The 18,305-nt window shown below is 68.3% G+C and carries 17 protein-coding genes; 9 read left to right on the plus strand and 8 right to left on the minus strand.

The features are described from left to right. Positions 1 to 33: 33 nt before the first annotated feature. From gyrB to dnaA, 6 genes are all read right to left on the minus strand, one after another. Positions 34 to 2,109 carry a DNA topoisomerase (ATP-hydrolyzing) subunit B gene (gyrB, locus tag AB0J10_RS14375; RefSeq protein WP_363061324.1) on the minus strand — a complete coding sequence of 692 codons (2,076 nt, stop codon included), beginning with the start codon at positions 2,107 to 2,109 and terminating at the stop codon, positions 34 to 36. A 697-nt stretch (positions 2,110 to 2,806) separates the two neighbouring features. Beyond that, positions 2,807 to 3,343, minus strand: a complete 537-nt coding sequence (locus AB0J10_RS14380) for a DciA family protein (RefSeq protein ID WP_363061396.1) — start codon at positions 3,341 to 3,343, stop codon at positions 2,807 to 2,809. A 38-nt stretch (positions 3,344 to 3,381) separates the two neighbouring features. Then, complete coding sequence (gene recF / locus AB0J10_RS14385; protein ID WP_363061326.1) at positions 3,382 to 4,506, minus strand: DNA replication/repair protein RecF; 1,125 nt, start codon at positions 4,504 to 4,506, stop codon at positions 3,382 to 3,384. Positions 4,507 to 4,576: 70 nt separating this feature from the next. Continuing rightward, positions 4,577 to 5,452: a phosphogluconate dehydrogenase (NAD(+)-dependent, decarboxylating) gene (gene gnd, locus AB0J10_RS14390; RefSeq protein ID WP_363061328.1), complete on the minus strand. Its 876-nt coding sequence runs from the start codon at positions 5,450 to 5,452 to the stop codon at positions 4,577 to 4,579. Between the two features lie 143 nt (positions 5,453 to 5,595). After that, a complete protein-coding gene (gene dnaN / locus AB0J10_RS14395) occupies positions 5,596 to 6,726 on the minus strand; it encodes a DNA polymerase III subunit beta (RefSeq protein WP_358665142.1) in 1,131 nt (376 codons plus the stop codon). Positions 6,727 to 7,824: 1,098 nt separating this feature from the next. Next, positions 7,825 to 9,630: a chromosomal replication initiator protein DnaA gene (gene dnaA / locus AB0J10_RS14400; RefSeq protein WP_363061330.1), complete on the minus strand. Its 1,806-nt coding sequence runs from the start codon at positions 9,628 to 9,630 to the stop codon at positions 7,825 to 7,827. A gap of 383 nt (positions 9,631 to 10,013) precedes the next feature. On the opposite strand from dnaA, the gene rpmH reads away from it, so the two are divergent. The 9 genes from rpmH (at position 10,014) to AB0J10_RS14445 (ending at position 16,768) form a co-directional block, all read left to right on the plus strand. Then, positions 10,014 to 10,151, plus strand: a complete 138-nt coding sequence (gene rpmH, locus AB0J10_RS14405) for a 50S ribosomal protein L34 (RefSeq protein WP_003956500.1) — start codon at positions 10,014 to 10,016, stop codon at positions 10,149 to 10,151. 20 nt (positions 10,152 to 10,171) lie between these two features. After that, positions 10,172 to 10,543 (plus strand): ribonuclease P protein component, encoded by a 372-nt coding sequence (gene rnpA / locus AB0J10_RS14410; protein WP_138054200.1) that lies wholly within the window; start codon positions 10,172 to 10,174, stop codon positions 10,541 to 10,543. Then, positions 10,540 to 10,854: a membrane protein insertion efficiency factor YidD gene (yidD, locus tag AB0J10_RS14415; RefSeq protein ID WP_363061333.1), complete on the plus strand. Its 315-nt coding sequence runs from the start codon at positions 10,540 to 10,542 to the stop codon at positions 10,852 to 10,854. Before rnpA ends, yidD begins: the two co-directional genes overlap by 4 nt. Positions 10,855 to 10,857: 3 nt before the next feature. After that, the gene (gene yidC, locus AB0J10_RS14420; protein WP_363061335.1) at positions 10,858 to 12,090 is read left to right on the plus strand and encodes a membrane protein insertase YidC; all 1,233 of its coding nucleotides are present in this window, start codon (positions 10,858 to 10,860) and stop codon (positions 12,088 to 12,090) included. Positions 12,091 to 12,104: 14 nt separating this feature from the next. Continuing rightward, positions 12,105 to 12,617, plus strand: a complete 513-nt coding sequence (locus AB0J10_RS14425; protein ID WP_363061338.1) for a R3H domain-containing nucleic acid-binding protein — start codon at positions 12,105 to 12,107, stop codon at positions 12,615 to 12,617. 104 nt (positions 12,618 to 12,721) lie between these two features. Next, complete coding sequence (gene rsmG, locus AB0J10_RS14430; protein WP_363061340.1) at positions 12,722 to 13,438, plus strand: 16S rRNA (guanine(527)-N(7))-methyltransferase RsmG; 717 nt, start codon at positions 12,722 to 12,724, stop codon at positions 13,436 to 13,438. A 260-nt stretch (positions 13,439 to 13,698) separates the two neighbouring features. Further along, entirely contained in the window at positions 13,699 to 14,775 is a 1,077-nt protein-coding gene (locus tag AB0J10_RS14435; RefSeq protein ID WP_363061398.1) for a ParA family protein, read from the plus strand. Then, a complete protein-coding gene (locus tag AB0J10_RS14440) occupies positions 14,772 to 15,851 on the plus strand; it encodes a ParB/RepB/Spo0J family partition protein (RefSeq protein ID WP_363061342.1) in 1,080 nt (359 codons plus the stop codon). Before AB0J10_RS14435 ends, AB0J10_RS14440 begins: the two co-directional genes overlap by 4 nt. A 299-nt stretch (positions 15,852 to 16,150) precedes the next feature. Then, on the plus strand, positions 16,151 to 16,768 hold the full coding sequence (locus AB0J10_RS14445; protein ID WP_138054205.1) for a GNAT family N-acetyltransferase: 618 nt from the start codon (positions 16,151 to 16,153) through the stop codon (positions 16,766 to 16,768). A gap of 89 nt (positions 16,769 to 16,857) precedes the next feature. On the opposite strand, the gene trxA is transcribed toward AB0J10_RS14445, so the two are convergent. Both trxA and trxB read right to left on the minus strand, forming a co-directional pair. After that, on the minus strand, positions 16,858 to 17,199 hold the full coding sequence (trxA, locus tag AB0J10_RS14450; protein WP_093655607.1) for a thioredoxin: 342 nt from the start codon (positions 17,197 to 17,199) through the stop codon (positions 16,858 to 16,860). A 44-nt stretch (positions 17,200 to 17,243) separates the two neighbouring features. After that, on the minus strand, positions 17,244 to 18,206 hold the full coding sequence (trxB, locus tag AB0J10_RS14455) for a thioredoxin-disulfide reductase (RefSeq protein ID WP_363061345.1): 963 nt from the start codon (positions 18,204 to 18,206) through the stop codon (positions 17,244 to 17,246). Positions 18,207 to 18,305: the final 99 nt, after the last annotated feature.

Below are 18,305 nucleotides of genomic sequence, written 5' to 3' on the forward strand. Positions count from 1 at the left end.
TTCAGTCCTTTCGAGCGGTCAGCTGAGACCGACTCAGATGTCGAGGAAGCGGACGTCCTTGGCGTTGCGCTGGATGAAGGAGCGCCGTGCCTCGACGTCCTCGCCCATCAGCACCGAGAACAGGTCGTCCGCCTGCGCGGCGTCGTCCAGCGTGACCTGGCCGAGGACTCGGTGCTCGACGTCCATCGTGGTGACGCGCAGTTCCTCGGCGTTCATCTCACCGAGACCCTTGAAGCGCTGGATCGAGTCCTCCTTGATCCGCTTGCCCTGCTGCTTGCCGAGCTCGACGAGGGCGTCGCGCTCCCGGTCCGAGTACGCGTACTCGAAGTCGTCGCGGCCCCACTTGATCTTGTAGAGGGGGGGACGGGACAGGAACACGTGGCCCGCCTCGACCAGCGGCCGCATGAAGCGGAAGAGGAAGGTCAGCAGCAGGGTGTTGATGTGCTGGCCGTCGACGTCGGCGTCCGCCATCAGGATGATCTTGTGATAGCGCAGCTTCTCGATGTCGAAGTCTTCGTGGATACCGGTGCCGAAGGCCGAGATCAGGGCCTGGACCTCGGTGTTCTGGAGGATCTTGTCGACCCGCGCCTTCTCGACGTTCAGGATCTTGCCCCGGATCGGCAGGATGGCCTGGTACATCGGGTTGCGGCCGGACTTGGCCGAGCCGCCGGCGGAGTCACCCTCGACGATGAAGATCTCGCACTTGGTGGGGTCGTTCGACTGGCAGTCGGACAGCTTCCCCGGCAGCGAGGCGCTCTCCAGCAGGCCCTTGCGGCGCGTCAGGTCGCGGGCCTTGCGGGCGGCGACACGGGCCGTGGCGGCCTGGATGCCCTTGCGGACGATGTCCGCGGCCTCGTTGGGGTTGCGGTCGAACCAGTCGGTGAGGTGCTCGTTGACCACCTTCTGGACGAAGGTCTTCGCCTCCGTGTTGCCCAGCTTGGTCTTGGTCTGGCCCTCGAACTGGGGCTCGCCCAGCTTGACCGAGATGATCGCGGTCAGGCCTTCGCGGATGTCCTCACCCGTGAGGTTGTCGTCCTTCTCGCGGAGCAGCTTCCGGTCCCTGGCGTAACGGTTGACCAGGCCCGTGAGCGCGGCGCGGAAGCCCTCCTCGTGGGTACCGCCCTCGTGCGTGTGGATCGTGTTCGCGAAGGAGTAGACGCCCTCGCTGTACTGCGAGTTCCACTGCATCGCCACCTCGACGGAGAGCAGCCGCTCCTTGTCCTCGGCCTCGATGTCGATGACCGTGGGGTGGATCAGCTCGCCCTTGCGCGAGTTCAGGTACGTAACGAAGTCGACGATGCCGCCCTCGTAGTGGTACTTGACCGTGCGCGCCTGGGGCTCGGCCGCCGCCTCCGCGTCCGGGTCGTCGGCGCCGACGGTCGCCTTCGCGGACTCGCGCTCGTCCGTCAGCGTGAGGGTGAGGCCCTTGTTGAGGAAGGCCATCTCCTGGAAGCGGCGCGAGAGCGTCTCGAAGGAGTACTCCGTCGTCTCGAAGATGTCCGGGTCGGCCCAGAAGGTGACCGTGGTGCCCGAGTCCTCGACCGCTTCGTGCTTCGCCAGCGGGGCGGTGGGCACGCCCGTCTTGTAGTCCTGCGTCCACCGGTGGCCGTCCCGCTTGATCTCCACCGAGACCCTGGTGGAGAGCGCGTTGACGACGCTCACGCCGACGCCGTGCAGACCGCCGGACACGGCGTAGCCGCCGCCCCCGAACTTGCCGCCAGCGTGCAGGACCGTGAGGACGACCTCGACGGCCGGCTTCTTCTCCACGGGGTGGATGTCGACGGGGATACCACGGCCGTTGTCCACGACCCTGACCCCGCCGTCGGCGAGGATGGTCACGTCGATCGTGTCCGCGTGCCCGGCGAGGGCCTCGTCCACGGAGTTGTCGACGACCTCCTGGACGAGGTGATGAAGACCACGCTCACCGGTCGACCCGATGTACATGCCGGGGCGCTTGCGGACCGCGTCCAGACCCTCGAGGACGGTGATCGCGCTGGCGTCGTACGAGGACGGCCCCAGGCCCTCGCGGGTCTCGTCGGCGGCAGTGGAAGGAATGTTCTCGTTGGGGTTGCCGGAATCGGCCACGAAGCGCCCTTTCTGGCACAGCACAAACCGTTCTCCGGGCAGGCCGGACCGGCTGCGTCGTTCGGCTGTAATCGACGTGTCCCGCACAGTGGCGGGATTCTCCACCAGTCTACCGGTACCTCAGACACGAATGGGGGTTTGCCGGTACCTGAGTCCGCATGTGCCGCCCTCAACGGGCGGCTGCCGACTCCCCATATTCGGGAAGGGCCCCCAGGAGGCTCACACGGGCTTTGAGAGCTTCGGCCTGTCAACCTCCCGCTACGGTGAGGGACACCCCTTGCGCCCCATGAGCACCACCGCTCCCGAGAACGAGCCGACGGGCGGCGCGGGCACGGGGATCGGAGGCGCATCTGGAGCGCCTGCGGGGCATCTGACCTGCGGCGATGATCGCCGTCGGCCGGCTCGGGGTCTCGCGGCAGAGGGGTGGAGGGCGCGGAGGGGCTCGGCGCTCCCCGACGGGCGGGGCCGTCCGGCTCCGGGGGGAACGGGTCACCGCGCCTCCGGGACCGTGTCCGCCGGGCGGCTGTCCACAGGCTGGGGACCGCGCCAGGAACCGCAGGAACCTGCCCGCAACCCGCCCGCGCGGCAGCCTGCGGCGGGAGGGAGGCGAGGCGCGGATGTGATGCGGACCACTACGCGAGGGCGGCGGGGGACGGCCCGTCGGTCGTGGCGGCGGCCCGCTGCTTACGGGACGGCGCGAGGTCCCGCGCCGGCCGGCGGCTCAGCCGTAGGTGTCGCCGGGGCCCGTACTCCCGGGCGCGCGCAGGGGGCCGAAGCGGCGGGCGGGGCCGCCGGGACCCAGAACCTTGATCATCCGGACCGTGCCCTGACCGAGGTCCTCGTTCAGCCGGGCAACGAGCCGGGGCGCGAGCAGCCGCAGTTGGGTCGCCCACGCCGTCGAGTCGCACTGGACCGTGAGGACGCGCTGGTCCGGATCCTCGTCGTACCGCAGCGGAACACAGTGCTTCGCCAGGTCCTCGCCCACGATCTGCGGCCAGCGGCCCATCACACCGCCCACCGCCGCGGGCGTCTCCCAGCCCCGCTCCGTGATCAGCCGGTTGATCGCCGCGCCCAGCGGCAAGGGGTCCCGGCCGTCCGCACGTGCCCCGGACCGCAGTCCGCCGCCCCGCCTGGCCTGACGCTTCTCCTGCGCGGCCGCGCCCCGGGCGCGGGCCTGCTCCTTCGCCGCGCGCAGCGCCACACGCGCGAGGTCGACACCGGAGGGCTCGGGCACCGGGTTCGACGCGGGCCCCTGCATCGGGCCCGTCCTGGACGACGACGGGATCTCGTTCCCGCTCATACGCGTTCCACCGCTCCGTCCGCGACCCTGTACCGCGCCCCCGCCAGCACTCCCGGAACGTCGTCGTCCACCGCCGCCGTCACCAGCACCTGTTCGCCCGGAGCCACCAGCTCCGCCAGCCGCTCCCGCCGCCGGGCGTCGAGTTCGGCGAACACGTCGTCGAGCACCAGCACCGGTTCGTTGCCCTCGGCCCGCAGCAGGTCGTACGAGGCCAGCCGCAGCGCGAGCGCGTAGGACCAGCACTCGCCATGACTGGCATAGCCCTTCGCCGGCATCTCGCCCAGCCTGAGCAGCAGCTCGTCGCGGTGCGGTCCGACGAGAGTGACCCCGCGCTCGATCTCCTGCCCGCGCGCCTCGCCCAGCGCGGCCACGAGGTGCTCGCACAGCTCCTCGCGCGACTGGGCCGGGCCGCCGCCCGCCGACCCGCGGTACTCCAGCGTGACCGGACCACCCCCGGGCGCCAGCTGTTCGTAGGCCTTGTCGGTCAGCGGCTGCAGGGTGGCGATCAGATCCAGCCTTCGTGCCAGCAGCTCCGCTCCGGCCCGGGCCAGGTGCTCGTCCCAGACGTCCAGGGTCGACAGGTCCATGGAGCGGCCGCCGTGCCGGCGCGCCATCGCCGCCGACTTCAGCAGGGTGTTGCGCTGCTTGAGCACCCGCTCGTAGTCCGACCGCACTCCGGCCATCCGAGGAGAGCGGGCCGTGATCAGCTCGTCCAGGAAGCGCCGGCGCTCGCCGGGATCGCCCTTCACCAGGGCCAGGTCCTCCGGCGCGAACAGCACGGTCCTGACGATCCCCAGCACGTCCCTGGGCCTGACCTGCGATGATCTATTGATCCGCGCCCGGTTCGCCTTCCCCGGGTTGAGCTCCAGCTCGATGAGCTGGGACCGCTCCCCCTGGGCGACCGCGGCCCTGATGACCGCCCGTTCCGCCCCCGTCCGCACCAGCGGCGCATCCGAGGCGACACGGTGGCTGCCCAGCGTCGCGAGATAGCCGACGGCTTCCACCAGATTGGTCTTGCCCTGCCCGTTGGCCCCCACGAAAGCGGTGACGCCCGGCTCGAGCGGGACCTCGACCCGGGCGTACGAGCGGAAGTCGGCCAACGACAGATGCGTGACATGCATATGGACGCCGACCTCCCCCGGCCTACCGCTTACTGCTCCGAACAGACCGCTTGCCGCAGCCTGTGGATGACTAGTTGCTCTCGACCGCGTGCCCGCCGAACTGGTTGCGCAGGGCCGCGATCATCTTCATCTGCGGGGAGTCGTCCTGACGGGACGCGAACCGCGCGAACAGGGACGCGGTGATCGCCGGAAGCGGCACCGCGTTGTCGATCGCGGCTTCCACGGTCCACCGGCCCTCGCCGGAGTCCTGCGCGTAACCGCGGATCTTCTCCAGGTGCTCGTCGTCGTCCAGCGCGTTGACCGCGAGGTCGAGCAGCCAGGAACGGATGACCGTGCCCTCCTGCCACGAGCGGAAGACCTCGCGCACATCGGTGACGGAGTCGACCTTCTCCAGCAGCTCCCAGCCCTCGGCGTAGGCCTGCATCATGGCGTACTCGATGCCGTTGTGGACCATCTTCGCGAAGTGGCCGGCGCCGACCTTGCCCGCGTGCACCGCGCCGTGCTCGCCCTCCGGCTTCAGCGCGTCGAAGACCGGCTGGACCTTGGCGACGTTCTCCTCCGAGCCGCCGTACATGAGCGCGTAGCCGTTCTCCAGGCCCCAGACGCCTCCCGACACACCGCAGTCGACGAAGCCGATGCCCTTGATGCCCAGCTCGACGGCGTGCCTCTCGTCATCCGTCCACCGGGAGTTGCCGCCGTCGACGACCACGTCGCCGGGCGACAGCAGTCCGGCCAGCTCGTCGACGGTGGCCTGGGTCGCCGCGCCGGCGGGGACCATCACCCACACCACCCGCGGGCCCTCGAGCCTGTCCACGAGTGCCTCGAGGCTGGGGACGTCGGAGAGGTCCGGGTTGCGGTCGTAACCGATGACGGTGTGGCCTGCGCGGCGGATGCGCTCGCGCATGTTGCCGCCCATCTTGCCGAGGCCGACGAGACCGAGCTCCATCAGAAAGAATCCTTACGGTGTGGCGTTTCGTACCCGCGTCCGAGCCTACGCCGGGACACGGGCACACACCTGTGGGGGCCGGCGCTCATAAGTACAGGCCGGACAAGGGCTGAAGCGGTCCGGCAGCCCGGCCGGACCGGGGCTCAGCCGCTGAGACGCACCGGCATGATCAGGTACTTGTACGCCTCGTCCGCCTCCGCGTCCACGGCGGGCTTGCCACTGAGCAGCGCCGGCTTGGTGGAGGTGGTGAAGGAGAGCTGCGCGACCGGGGAGTCGATGGCGCTGAGCCCGTCCAGCAGGAACGTCGGGTTGAAGGCGATCGAGATGTCGTCGCCCTCCAGCTGGGCGTCCACGCGCTCCACAGCCTGTGCGTCGTCGCTGGAACCCGCCTCCAGGATCAGCACGCCCTGCTCGAAGCTGAGCCGCACCGGGGTGTTGCGCTCGGCGACCAGGGCGACGCGCTTGACGGCTTCGACGAACGGAGCGGTCTCGATCACGGCCACGGAGTTGAACTCGGTGGGGAAGAGTGTCCGGTACTTCGGCAGGTCGCCCTCGAGCAGACGAGTCGTCGTCCGCCGCCCGGCGCCCTCGAAACCGATCAGCCCCTCCCCGGCACCGGAGCCGGACAGTGCCAGTGTGACCGTGTCACCGCTGGTCAGTGCCTTGGCGGTGTCGAGCAGGGTCTTGGCGGGCACCAGGGCGACCGCGGAGGCGTCCGGGGACTCCGGCTTCCACAGGAACTCGCGGACCGCGAAGCGGTAGCGGTCGGTGGAGGCCAGGGTGACGGTGTCCCCCTCGATCTCGATCCGCACACCGGTGAGCACGGGCAGCGTGTCGTCACGGCCGGCGGCGATGGCGACCTGGGCCGCGGCCGAGGCGAAGACCTCGCCGGGGACGGTGCCGGTCGCGGTGGGCATCTGGGGCAGCGCCGGGTACTCCTCCACAGGAAGGGTGTGGAGTGTGAAGCGGGAGGAACCGCAGACCACGGTCGCCCGTACACCGTCCGTGGAGATCTCCACCGGGCGGTTGGGGAGGGCGCGGCAGATGTCGGCGAGAAGGCGGCCGGAGACGAGGACCGTCCCGTCCTCCTCGACCTCGGCCTCTACCGAGACCTTCGCGGAGACCTCGTAGTCGAAGCTGGAGAAGCTGAGCGCGCCGTCCTCCGCCTTCAGAAGAAGGCCCGCGAGAACGGGCGCCGGCGGACGTGCCGGGAGGCTCCGGGCCACCCACGCCACCGCCTCCGCGAGTACATCGCGCTCCACCCGGATCTTCACCGGAACCGCCTCCTGCTGTTGCTCGCTCGCCCTGCCGGTCTTCTTCGGCACACGGGACCCCGACCGGTGGTGGGGTCCGATGCCGGGGACCAGTCTGACGCACGGCACGGACACTCGGTGCGGCTCGGGGTCAAGTCGAGACGAGCGGCAGCCGGGGCTCCGGCAGCGAGTTGTGCACAGGCCCCCCTTCCAAACGAATTCCCCGGTATCTCTGAGTGGGAGTAGTAGTAGGGGCTGTGGAAACCGTGGATAACGCCATCCACGCAGGTCAGACCCTAATTTTTGTCCACCGGGCCTGTGGGTGGGAGCAGTGGACAACCGGGGCGCGCTGTGGACACCGGAAAGTTCTGCACACCCGATGCACAGGTCACAGGGACTTCTCCCCAGCGCCGTCCCCAGCTTTACCCACGTTCCCCACAGGCCAACCCGGCGCCTTGGTGTGACGCCTTTCACTCGCTCCAGTGAGCACGGGCGTTTCGTTGCCGAACAGTGGACAGGCGTGTGGAGAAGCTGTGGGCAACGCCGCCGTGCCTGTGGGCCGGGTGGGGACAACGCGGTTCCAGTCCTGTGGACGGCCTGTGCGTCCACAGCCTGTGGAGCACGGTTGGACACAAATCCACACGCTGCTGACCTGCCATGATCAAGTCCAGAGCGCCACTCCTGTGGACACAATCTGAACAACTCACAGGTCCCCAGGCTGTGGATGGAAGATTCTTCCCACTTCTGTGGAGAACGGCCGCGCCGAGCCACCTAATCGAACAGCGAGAGGGCCTCGCGGTGCCGGCGGCCTGGAGGGGCTGGAGCGGGACGGGGCGGAGAGGGCCGGATACGGCGGGGTGCGCCGGGAGCAGACGTCGGGTCACCGGGCAAAGGACCGTCTGCCCGGTGCCCACCGGGCGGACGGGGATCGGAACCACACGGGTGGCGGCCCGCGTATGCCGCCGGGCCGGCGCAGTACGGGGGCAGCCGCGGGTGCGGAGGGAGGCAGCGTCCCCGCCGACCGGGTCCTTCGGGCGCTGGGGCGGGGGACACGGACGCGGTGCGCGCCCGCGCGGCCGGGCCGCGGAGCGGTCCGAGTGGCCGCGGGCCCCTGGTCCGTCAGCCGTTCTTGATGCGGTTGGTGAGCTCGGTGACCTGGTTGTAGATGGAGCGTCGCTCGGCCATCAGTGCGCGGATCTTCCGGTCCGCGTGCATCACCGTCGTGTGGTCCCGCCCGCCGAACTGCGCACCGATCTTCGGCAGCGACAGATCCGTGAGCTCCCGGCACAGGTACATGGCGATCTGACGCGCGGTCACCAGTACCCGGCTGCGCGAGGAACCGCAGAGGTCCTCCACCGTCAGCCCGAAGTAGTCGGCGGTCGCCGCCATGATCGCGCTTGCGGTGATCTCCGGGGCGGAGTCCTCCCCGCCCGGGATGAGGTCCTTCAGGACGATCTCGGTGAGGCCGAGGTCCACCGGCTGCCGGTTCAGGCTCGCGAACGCCGTGACCCGGATCAGCGCGCCCTCCAGCTCGCGGATGTTCCGCGAGATCCGGGAGGCGATGAACTCCAGCACCTCCGGGGGCGCGTTGAGCTGTTCCTGCACCGCCTTCTTGCGCAGGATCGCGATACGGGTCTCCAGCTCCGGCGGCTGGACGTCGGTGGTGAGACCCCACTCGAAGCGGTTCCGCAGCCGGTCCTCCAGAGTCATCAGCTGCTTGGGCGGCCGGTCGGAGGACAGCACGATCTGCTTGTTCGCGTTGTGGAGCGTGTTGAAGGTGTGGAAGAACTCCTCCTGGGTCGACTCCTTGCTCGCGAGGAACTGGATGTCGTCGACCAGCAGGATGTCCACATCGCGGTAGCGCTTGCGGAAGGTGTCGCCCTTGCCGTCGCGGATCGAGTTGATGAACTCGTTGGTGAACTCCTCCGAGCTCACGTACCGCACCCGGGTGCCGGGATAGAGGCTGCGCGCGTAGTGACCGATGGCGTGCAGGAGGTGGGTCTTGCCGAGCCCCGACTCCCCGTAGATGAAGAGGGGGTTGTACGCCTTCGCCGGTGCCTCGGCCACCGCGACGGCGGCCGCGTGGGCGAACCGGTTGGAGGCGCCGATGACGAAGGTGTCGAAGAGGTACTTGGGGTTCAGCCGGGCGTGCGGCTCACCGGGGCCCGGGGCCGGCGCGGGCTTCGCGCCGAGGGGACCGGGCGCACCACTTCCACCGGGCGCACCCGGAACCGGCGCTCCGGACCCCGTGCCGCCGTGCCGCGGGGCCCCGGGGTCGGGGAGCTCGTGCCGGTCGTGGCGCTGGTGGTCATGGCGCTGGTGGTCGTACTGCCCGCGGTCGGGCATGGGCGAGCGGTAGTCGTGCTGCGGTTGCGGGGGGCGGGCCGTGGCGTAGGGGTCGCGCTCCTGGAAGCCGCCGAGCCGTGGCTGCTGCCAGGACAGGTCCTCCTGGGTGCGCGGCCAGGCGCCGGGCTCCGGGCGCTGCTGCTGGTACTCGGGATAGGCGGGGCGGGCGCTCGGCAGACCGTCGTCGTCCCCGGACCGATGGCCGTAGCCGTCGTAGGCGTCGCCGTGGCGCGGCTCGTCGTGCTGCGGACCCGGGTAGCGGGAATGCTGCTGCACGGGCGGCGGCGACGCGGCGACGGGCTCGGCCGCGGAGTCGTCGACAGTGATCGCGATCCGGATCGGGCGTCCGCATTCGCGGCTGAGGGTGTCGCTGATCAGCGGCGCCAGCCGACCCTCGAGCACGCGCTTGCCCCATTCGTTGGGGACGGCGAGGAGAGCGGTGTCGGCCACCAGCGCCAGCGGCTGGCAGCGCTCGATCCACTGCTTGTCCTTGGGCTCGATGCCCTGCTGGCCTTCTCCGAGAAGCTGTTCCAGCACTCGTGGCCACACTGCGGCAAGATCGGCAGGTACGTCAGCCACAAGGCACGCTCTCTCACAGGTCCCACGAATATGTGGTTCTCGGGACGGGTCGGTCAGGCCCGGCAGGCGGGTAGGAAAGGAATTCGAGTCCAGTCACGGTAGTCAGGGCGACCCGTGCGGTTCAAGTTGTTGTCCACAGCCTGTGTACAGTCGGTGCCGCAGTGACCCTGGTTTGACCGGATGGCGTAGCCGCGCGTACCGTAACCAGGTCGAGTTGTCGATGGCTGCTGCCGCCTGCCTCCGATGGGCAAAGATCACGATCAATGGATCACGATCGGTGATTGTGAAGCGGTGCACTCGGGCGTATTGCGAGCTACTCGTGGGCGCACGGTGACAGCCAGGCGATGCCCCGCCACCACACGAATCATTACTGGAGCCCCCGAGTGAGCAAGCGCACCTTCCAGCCGAACAACCGTCGTCGCGCGAAGACCCACGGCTTCCGGCTGCGGATGCGCACCCGTGCCGGCCGCGCGATTCTCGCGTCCCGCCGCAGCAAGGGTCGCGCCCGCCTGTCCGCCTGATCTGCAGCACAGGTCATGACGTGCTGCCTACCGAAAATCGGCTGAGGCGGCGCGAGGACTTCGCGACCGCGGTACGCCGGGGACGCCGGGCCGGACGCCCGCTTCTCGTCGTCCATCTTCGCAGCGGTTCAACGGACCCGCACGCGCCTGGGGAGAGCGCTTCCCCGACGCGTGCGGGTTTCGTCGTGAGCAAGGCGGTAGGTGGTGCGGTGGTGCGGAACCGGGTGAAGCGGCGGCTTCGCCATCTGATGCGCGAACGACTGTCCGAGCTGCCCCCCGGTAGCCTGGTGGTCGTACGGGCGCTGCCCGGAGCGGGCGACGCCGAGCATGCACAGCTGGCCCGAGACCTGGACGCCGCTCTCCAGCGGTTGCAGGGAGGGGGCGCGCGATGAAGTACCCGCTGCTGGCTCTGATCAAGCTGTACCAGTGGACGATCAGCCCGCTGCTGGGCCCCGTCTGCCGGTACTACCCGTCGTGCTCCCACTACGGGTACACCGCCATCGACCGGCACGGCGCGGTGAAAGGCACGGCACTGACTGCCTGGCGCATCCTGCGGTGCAACCCGTGGTCGCCCGGCGGTGTGGACCACGTCCCTCCCCGTAAACGACCTCGTTGGCACGAGCTGCTGCGCGGTGGCAAGGGCGGGCAACCCCCTGAGACCAGCCCGGCCGCAGAGACCTCGCCCAATGCTCAAGGAGCCTGATTAGTGGACACGATTGCCAGTCTCTTCAGCTTTATCACCACACCCGTCTCCTGGATCATCGTCCAGTTCCACAAGTTGTACGGGGCGATCTTCGGCCCGGACACGGGCTGGGCATGGGGACTGTCCATCGTGTCCCTGGTGGTGGTCATCCGTATCTGCCTGATCCCGCTCTTCGTGAAGCAGATCAAGTCGATGCGGAACATGCAGGCGCTCCAGCCCAAGATGAAGGCGATCCAGGAGCGCTACAAGAACGACCGACAGCGTCAGTCCGAAGAGATGATGAAGCTGTACAAGGACACGGGTACCAACCCGCTGTCCTCGTGCCTGCCCATCCTCGCGCAGTCGCCGTTCTTCTTCGCGCTGTACCACGTGCTGAGCAAGATCGCCTCGGGTGACACCATCGGCGTCCTCAACCAGCAGCTGGTGAACAGCGCACGCGAGGCCCACATCTTCGGTGCGCCCATCGCCGCGAAGTTCACGGACTCCGCGGAGAAGGTCGCGGCACTCAACGCCTCTGTGACGGACGTCCGGGTCGTCACCGCGATCATGATCGTCCTGATGTCCGCGTCCCAGTTCTACACGCAGCGCCAGCTGATGCAGAAGAACGTGGACCTCACGGTCAAGACGCCGTACATGCAGCAGCAGAAGATGCTGATGTACATCTTCCCGGTGATCTTCGCCGTCACGGGTATCAACTTCCCGGTCGGTGTCCTCGTCTACTGGCTGACCACCAACGTGTGGACCATGGGCCAGCAGATGTACGTGATCAACCAGAACCCGACGCCCGGTTCCAAGGCGCAGGACAACTACCTGCAGCGTCTGCTGAAGAGCGTCAGCTCCCATGGCGAGGTTCGTGGCCGTCGCAGGCGTTCGGTCGTGCAGGCCATTGTGGCCAAGGGCGCGGACCGCAATGACAACGAGCGCAAGTTCATCGCCGGCCTGGCCAAGGCGGGCTTCGCAGCTCAGGCGGACGGCACCGTGATCAAGAGCGACACGGTCACGGCGGATGCCGAGGGCGGCGCCGCCGCCCGGCGTCAGCAGCCCAAGCGCCAGAGCAAGGCCCAGCGCCAGTCGGGCGGTACCCATCAGACGGGCGAGACCAAGCCTTCGCTGGAGAAGCAGCAGGACACACCGCCGAAGCCGGCGGGCAAGAGCTCTCCCGGCACCCCTCGCCAAGCCAAGTCCGGACAGCGCAAGGGCTCGCAGCGGCCCAAGCACCCGTCGTCCAAGAAGTAAGAAGGAGTCCATCCGTGACGGAAGGCACCACCTCCGCCGCCGCCGAGGGTGGCGACACCCTGACCCGCCTGGAGCAAGAGGGGGAGATCGCCGCTGACTACCTCGAGGGCCTGCTCGACATCGCCGATCTCGACGGCGACATCGACATGGACGTCGAGGCGGACCGGGCCTCGGTATCGATCATCAGCGACTCGGGCAGCCGTGACCTGCAGAAGCTCGTGGGCCGCGATGGCGAGGTGCTGGAGGCGCTCCAGGAGTTGACCCGGCTCGCCGTCCACCGGGAGACCGGGGACCGCAGCCGTCTGATGCTGGACATCGCGGGCTTCCGTGCCAAGAAGCGCGCCGAACTCGCGGAGCTCGGCGCCAAGGCCGCGGCCGAGGTCAAGAACACGGGTGAACCCGTGAAGATGAAGCCGATGACCCCGTTCGAGCGGAAGGTCGTTCACGACGCGGTCGCGGCCGCCGGTCTGCGCAGCGAGTCCGAGGGCGAGGAGCCGCAGCGCTTCGTCGTCGTCCTCCCTGCCTGACCTACAGCGTTCTGTCGGCCCCGTCTGTTCGCAGGCGGGGCCGAACTTTGTCAGCCTGATAATTCAGCCACTACAGCGCGGTGCGGTACGGAAGGACGGTTCCGGTGACGGAGGCAGCAGAGCTTCCCCAGGCGCCAGAAGAGGCGCGGACGGTATTCGGTGAGTTCTTCCCTGAGGCCGTCAGGTACGCGGAGCTGCTCGCGGATGCGGGAGTCAAGCGCGGCCTGATCGGCCCCCGTGAGGTGCCGCGGCTGTGGGAGCGGCACCTCCTGAACTGCGCGGTGCTGTCCGAGGTCGTCCCCGAGGGGGTGACGGTGTGCGACGTGGGCTCCGGTGCCGGACTGCCCGGCATTCCACTGGCTCTCGTGCGGACTGACCTCAAGATCACCCTGCTGGAGCCGCTGCTGCGTCGTACGAACTTCCTTCAGGAAGTCGTGGAGCTGCTGGGGCTGGACCATGTCACGGTGGTGCGTGGCCGGGCCGAGGAAATGCTCGGCAAGCTGCCCCCCGTGCACGTGGTCACCGCGCGCGCTGTGGCGCCCCTGGACCGCTTGGCCGGTTGGGGCGTACCGCTGCTGCGGCCCTATGGGGAGATGCTTGCTCTCAAGGGCGACACCGCCCAGGAGGAACTCGACGGGGCACGGGCGGCGCTGAGCAAGCTCGGTGTGGTGGAGACCTCCGTGGTTCAGGTCGGACAGGGAATCGTCGATCCCTTGTCCACGGTGGTCCGTGTCGAGGTCGGGGAGAGCCCGGGCGGGGTGCGGTTCGCCGCCAAGAGGGCCAAGGCCGCTCGCGCCGGCCGCGTCCGTCGCCGCCGCTGAGCTGTTCCGCCACCGCAGTCCGATTGCGGCCCGGCGTCCCCGGTACGTACGCATTGCGGAGTGTCGCAACGATGTGACCCTGCGGCGTGTGCATCGTGTTTCACGTGAAACGTCGCTCACTGCTGCAGGGAATCATCAGCCGTGGCCGTGCGGCCGCCGCGCCGCGTGACCGCAAGCCGCTCGCGAGGGTTACTGACTTGTCCACAGAGGTGGAATTCTCCACAGAACCACCGGCCTCGCTGGTTCGGGACCCCGAAACCATGGCAGGCTCTGTTCATCGCGAGCCTGAAGTCGAGGAGAGTGAATCCTTGCGGTCCGACGCCAACATCGCGGGACCGATGACCGATCCGGTCCCTGGTCCCCGTACCGAGTCGGCGGGGGAGGATGTTTCACGTGAAACACCGCCGCCGATGGACGACACCCCCATTGGTCGTGCTGCCCAACTGGCGGTGGAGGCTCTGGGTCGTGCCGGTGAGGGTCTCCCCCGACCTGAGCAGACGCGCATCATGGTCGTCGCCAACCAGAAGGGCGGGGTGGGCAAGACGACGACGACGGTCAACCTTGCCGCCTCGCTGGCGCTGCACGGTGCGCGTGTCCTTGTGATCGACCTCGACCCGCAGGGAAACGCATCCACAGCCCTGGGTATCGACCACCACGCCGAAGTGCCCTCGATCTATGACGTCCTTGTCGAGAGCAAGCCGCTCTCCGACGTGGTCCAGCCCGTCCCGGATGTCGAAGGGCTCTTCTGCGCCCCGGCCACCATCGATCTCGCCGGTGCGGAGATCGAGCTGGTGTCCCTGGTGGCACGGGAGAGCAGACTGCAGCGAGCTATCCAGGCCTATGAACAGCCGCTGGACTACATCCTGATCGACTGCCCACCGTCGCTCGGCCTGCTGACCGTCAATGCGCTCGTGGCAGGTGCCGAGGTGCTGATCCCGATCCAGTGCGAGTACTACGCGCTGGAGGGGCTGGGGCAGCTTCTGAGGAATGTCGATCTGGTGCGTGGACATCTCAACCCAGCGCTCCATGTCTCCACGATTCTGCTCACCATGTACGACGGTCGCACCAGACTCGCCTCCCAGGTCGCGGAGGAGGTGCGCAGCCACTTCGGCGATGAGGTGCTGCGAACGAGCATTCCGCGATCCGTCCGCATCTCCGAGGCGCCCAGCTATGGGCAGACCGTTCTCACCTACGACCCGGGCTCCAGCGGCTCGCTGTCGTATCTTGAGGCTGCCCGTGAGATCGCGCTGCGCGGTGTGGGGATCCACTATGAGGCCCATCCCGCCCATGTGCTCAGCCAGAACAGCCAGCAGAGTTTGTCGGAGGGGATCCAGTGAGCGAGCGACGTAGAGGTCTGGGGCGTGGGCTCGGTGCGCTGATCCCGGCAGCTCCACAGGAGAGGCCGGACTCTTCGGAGGCGGCAGCAGGCTCCCCGGTCCTGACGACGGACCGGGGTGTGGCCGCGGCAAAGGTCACCACACTCCCTGCCGGCCCTCTCGCCCCGGAGCAGCGTGTGGCCGAGCCGGAGGCGGAGGTCCTTTCCGAGCCGAATTCGGCCGGTGCGCACTTCGCCGAGGTGCCGCTGGACGCCATCACCCCGAACCCCCGGCAGCCGCGCGAGGTGTTCGACGAGGACGCGCTCGCCGAGCTGGTGACCTCCATCAAGGAAGTGGGGCTTCTTCAGCCGGTCGTCGTACGGCAACTGGGAGCCGAGCGGTACGAGCTCATCATGGGAGAGCGCCGCTGGCGAGCCTGCCGAGAGGCGGGCCTCGAGCGCATCCCTGCGATCGTGCGTGCAACCGACGACGAGAAGCTCCTGCTGGACGCGCTTCTGGAGAATCTCCACCGGGCACAGCTGAACCCGCTGGAAGAGGCTGCCGCCTACGACCAGTTGCTGAAGGACTTCAACTGCACCCACGACCAGCTGGCCGACCGGATCGGACGCTCGCGTCCTCAGGTTTCCAACACTCTGCGACTGCTCCGTCTCTCCCCTCCCGTGCAGCGCCGGGTGGCGGCCGGCGTGCTGTCCGCCGGTCATGCCAGGGCACTGCTCTCGGTGGAGGACTCGGAGGAGCAGGACAAGCTGGCCCACCGCATCGTGGCCGAGGGCCTCTCGGTGCGAGCCGTGGAAGAGATCGTGACCCTGATGGGGTCCCGCCCCAAGAGCACACCGAAGTCCAAGGGCCCTCGCGCCGGTGCACGCCTGTCTCCCGCGCTCAACGATCTCGCATCCCGTCTCTCTGACCGCTTCGAGACCCGGGTGAAGGTCGACCTCGGCCAGAAGAAGGGCAAGATCGTCGTGGAATTCGCCTCGATGGAGGATCTCGACCGCATCCTCGGCACTCTCGCCCCGGGTGAGGGGCGGGTCATGGAGAAGGGACTCTCCGAGGAGGCCGCGGACCAGGAGGCCTGAGCCTCGCCTCAGCCATCAGGGCGGATCGTGTCCGGTACTCGGCGGACACGGTCCGCCCTTTGCCGTCTCACAGTAGGCGTGTCCCCGCTGGGTGGATACGATGCGTTCTGGTATGGCGCATCCACCTTGACCCATCTCAGAGGAAGGCGAGCCATGCGATCGGTGAGCCGCGGCCACCTACTGACAGCCGGACTGGGCATTGGCGCGGTCGGCGGATTCATCGGCAGCCTGCTCCTGGAGCGGAGTGCGCTGTCCTCTGCTCTTGGCGCGGCAGTCGAAGGAAGTGAGGAACAGCCTTCATGGGCCGTCGGCTCGTCCCGCTCACGCTGGACAACCTTTCAGACCTCCCGAAGCGCTGCCGAGCCTGTGTCTTCTGGGAGCTTGATCCAGTCAGTGGAGAAGCAGCAGTAAAGGCCGGCAGACCCGAGCTCGAGAAGGAGGCCTGGATCTCGGCCGTCCTGCTCGAGTGGGGATCGTGCGGCCGTGTCGTCTACGTCGACGATGTGCCCGTCGGCTTCGTGCTCTACGCCCCGCCCGCCTATGTTCCGCGCTCGACCGCTTTCCCCACCAGTCCGGTGTCCCCCGATGCCGTGCAGCTGATGACCGCATGGATCACTCCCGGTTACCAGGGGCAGGGACTGGGGCGAGTGATGGTGCAGACAGTGGCCAAGGATTTGCTTCGTCGGGGCTTCAAGGCGATCGAGGCATTCGGGGACGCCCGCTGGACCGAGCCCGCCTGTGTGCTGCCGGCCGATCATCTCTTGGCGGTGGGCTTCAAGACGGTTCGCCCGCACCCCACCCACCCTCGGCTGAGGCTTGAGCTGCGTACGACGCTCTCCTGGAAGGAGGATGTGGAGCTGGCCCTCGACCGGCTGCTGGGCGCGGTCCAGAAGGAGCCGGCTCTGCGACCGCTGTAGGTGTCCTGGCAGAGCGACGGACGCAGAGACGCCGAATGGGCCAACCCGCCGGGGGTTGGCCCATTCGTGTTTCACGTGAAACGAAGGCGTCAGGCCTTTGTGACCTCATCGCCGATGAAGGCGTCCAGCTCACGGACGAGCATGGCCTTCGGCTTGGCGCCGACGATGGTCTGGGCCACCTCACCGTTCTGGTACACGTTCAGCGTCGGGATGGACATGACGCCGTACTTGGCGGCCGTGGCCGGGTTCTCGTCGATGTTGAGCTTGACGACCTCGAGCTTCTCGCCGTGCTCGGCAGCGATGGCCTCCAGCGAAGGGGCGATCTGGCGGCACGGCCCGCACCACTCGGCCCAGAAGTCGACGAGCACAGGCTTGTCGCTCTTGAGGACTTCCTCTTCGAAGGTCGCATCGGTCACGGTCTTGAGGGCCACGGTGGACTCCTTAGCTTGCAGGGTGGGGTGGGATCGCGAGGGTGTCAGACGGCCGCTGCGGCGGACTTCTCCTCGTCCGCGAGGGCAGCGAGGAAGCGTTCGGCGTCCAGGGCGGCGGAGCAGCCGGTACCCGCGGCGGTGATGGCCTGCCGGTAGGTGTGGTCGACCACGTCGCCGGCGCCGAAGACGCCGGTGAGGTTCGTTCGCGTCGACGGAGCATCCACCTGCAGGTAGCCCTCCTCGTCCAGCTCCAACTGCCCCTTGAAGAGCTCGGTGCGAGGGTCGTGGCCGACGGCGATGAACAGTCCTGTGACCGACAGCTCGCTCGTCTCGCACGTCTTGGTGTTGCGCAGAGTCAGACCCGTGAGCTTCTGATCGCCGTGGATCTCTGCCACTTCGCTGTCCCAGGCGAACTTGATCTTCGGGTCGCCGAAGGCGCGCTCCTGCATGGCCTTGGAGGCACGGAGGCTGTCACGACGGTGGACGACGGTGACGGACCTGGCGAAGCGGGAGAGGAAGGTGGCTTCCTCCATCGCGGTGTCGCCGCCACCGACGACCGCGATGTCCTGGTCCTTGAAGAAGAAGCCATCACAGGTGGCACACCAGGAAACGCCGCGCCCCGAGAGGGCGTCCTCGTTCGGCAGGCCGAGCTTCCGGTGCTGGGAACCGGTGGTGATGATGACGGCCTTGGCGCGGTGCACCGTACCGGCGGTGTCCGTCACGGTCTTGATCTCGCCCGCCAGGTCGACGGCGACAACATCGTCCGGGACCAGCTCAGCACCAAAGCGCTCCGCCTGTGCCCGCATATTGTCCATGAGATCCGGGCCCATGATCCCGTCGCGGAAGCCGGGGAAGTTCTCCACCTCGGTGGTGTTCATCAGCGCGCCGCCGGCGGTCACGGCGCCCTCGAACACCAACGGGTTCAGCGACGCACGCGCGGTGTACAGCGCGGCCGTGTAGCCGGCCGGCCCGGAGCCGATGATGATCACGTTACGGACGTCGCTCACGGGTTTCTTCCTCGTCTCTGCAGACTGCCTACTGCCTACTGGGGCCGGTCAACGACTCTCACCCCACCCAACGGATCCTAAGGGGCATGCATTCCCGCC

This window comes from Streptomyces sp. NPDC049887 (genome assembly GCF_040656535.1).
Classification (GTDB): Bacteria; Actinomycetota; Actinomycetes; order Streptomycetales; family Streptomycetaceae; genus Streptomyces.

What these genes read in the sequence shown, in the direction of transcription:
- AB0J10_RS14380 (WP_363061396.1), bottom strand. Translation starts at nt 3,343, where the DNA reads ATGCAGGGGCCCGCGTCGAACCCGGTGCCCGAGCCCTCCGGTGTCGAC.
- AB0J10_RS14435 (WP_363061398.1), top strand. Translation starts at nt 13,699, where the DNA reads ATGGCAGGCTCTGTTCATCGCGAGCCTGAAGTCGAGGAGAGTGAATCC.
- yidD (WP_363061333.1), top strand. Translation starts at nt 10,540, where the DNA reads ATGAAGTACCCGCTGCTGGCTCTGATCAAGCTGTACCAGTGGACGATC.
- AB0J10_RS14445 (WP_138054205.1), top strand. Translation starts at nt 16,151, where the DNA reads ATGGGCCGTCGGCTCGTCCCGCTCACGCTGGACAACCTTTCAGACCTC.
- gnd (WP_363061328.1), bottom strand. Translation starts at nt 5,452, where the DNA reads ATGGAGCTCGGTCTCGTCGGCCTCGGCAAGATGGGCGGCAACATGCGC.
- recF (WP_363061326.1), bottom strand. Translation starts at nt 4,506, where the DNA reads ATGCATGTCACGCATCTGTCGTTGGCCGACTTCCGCTCGTACGCCCGG.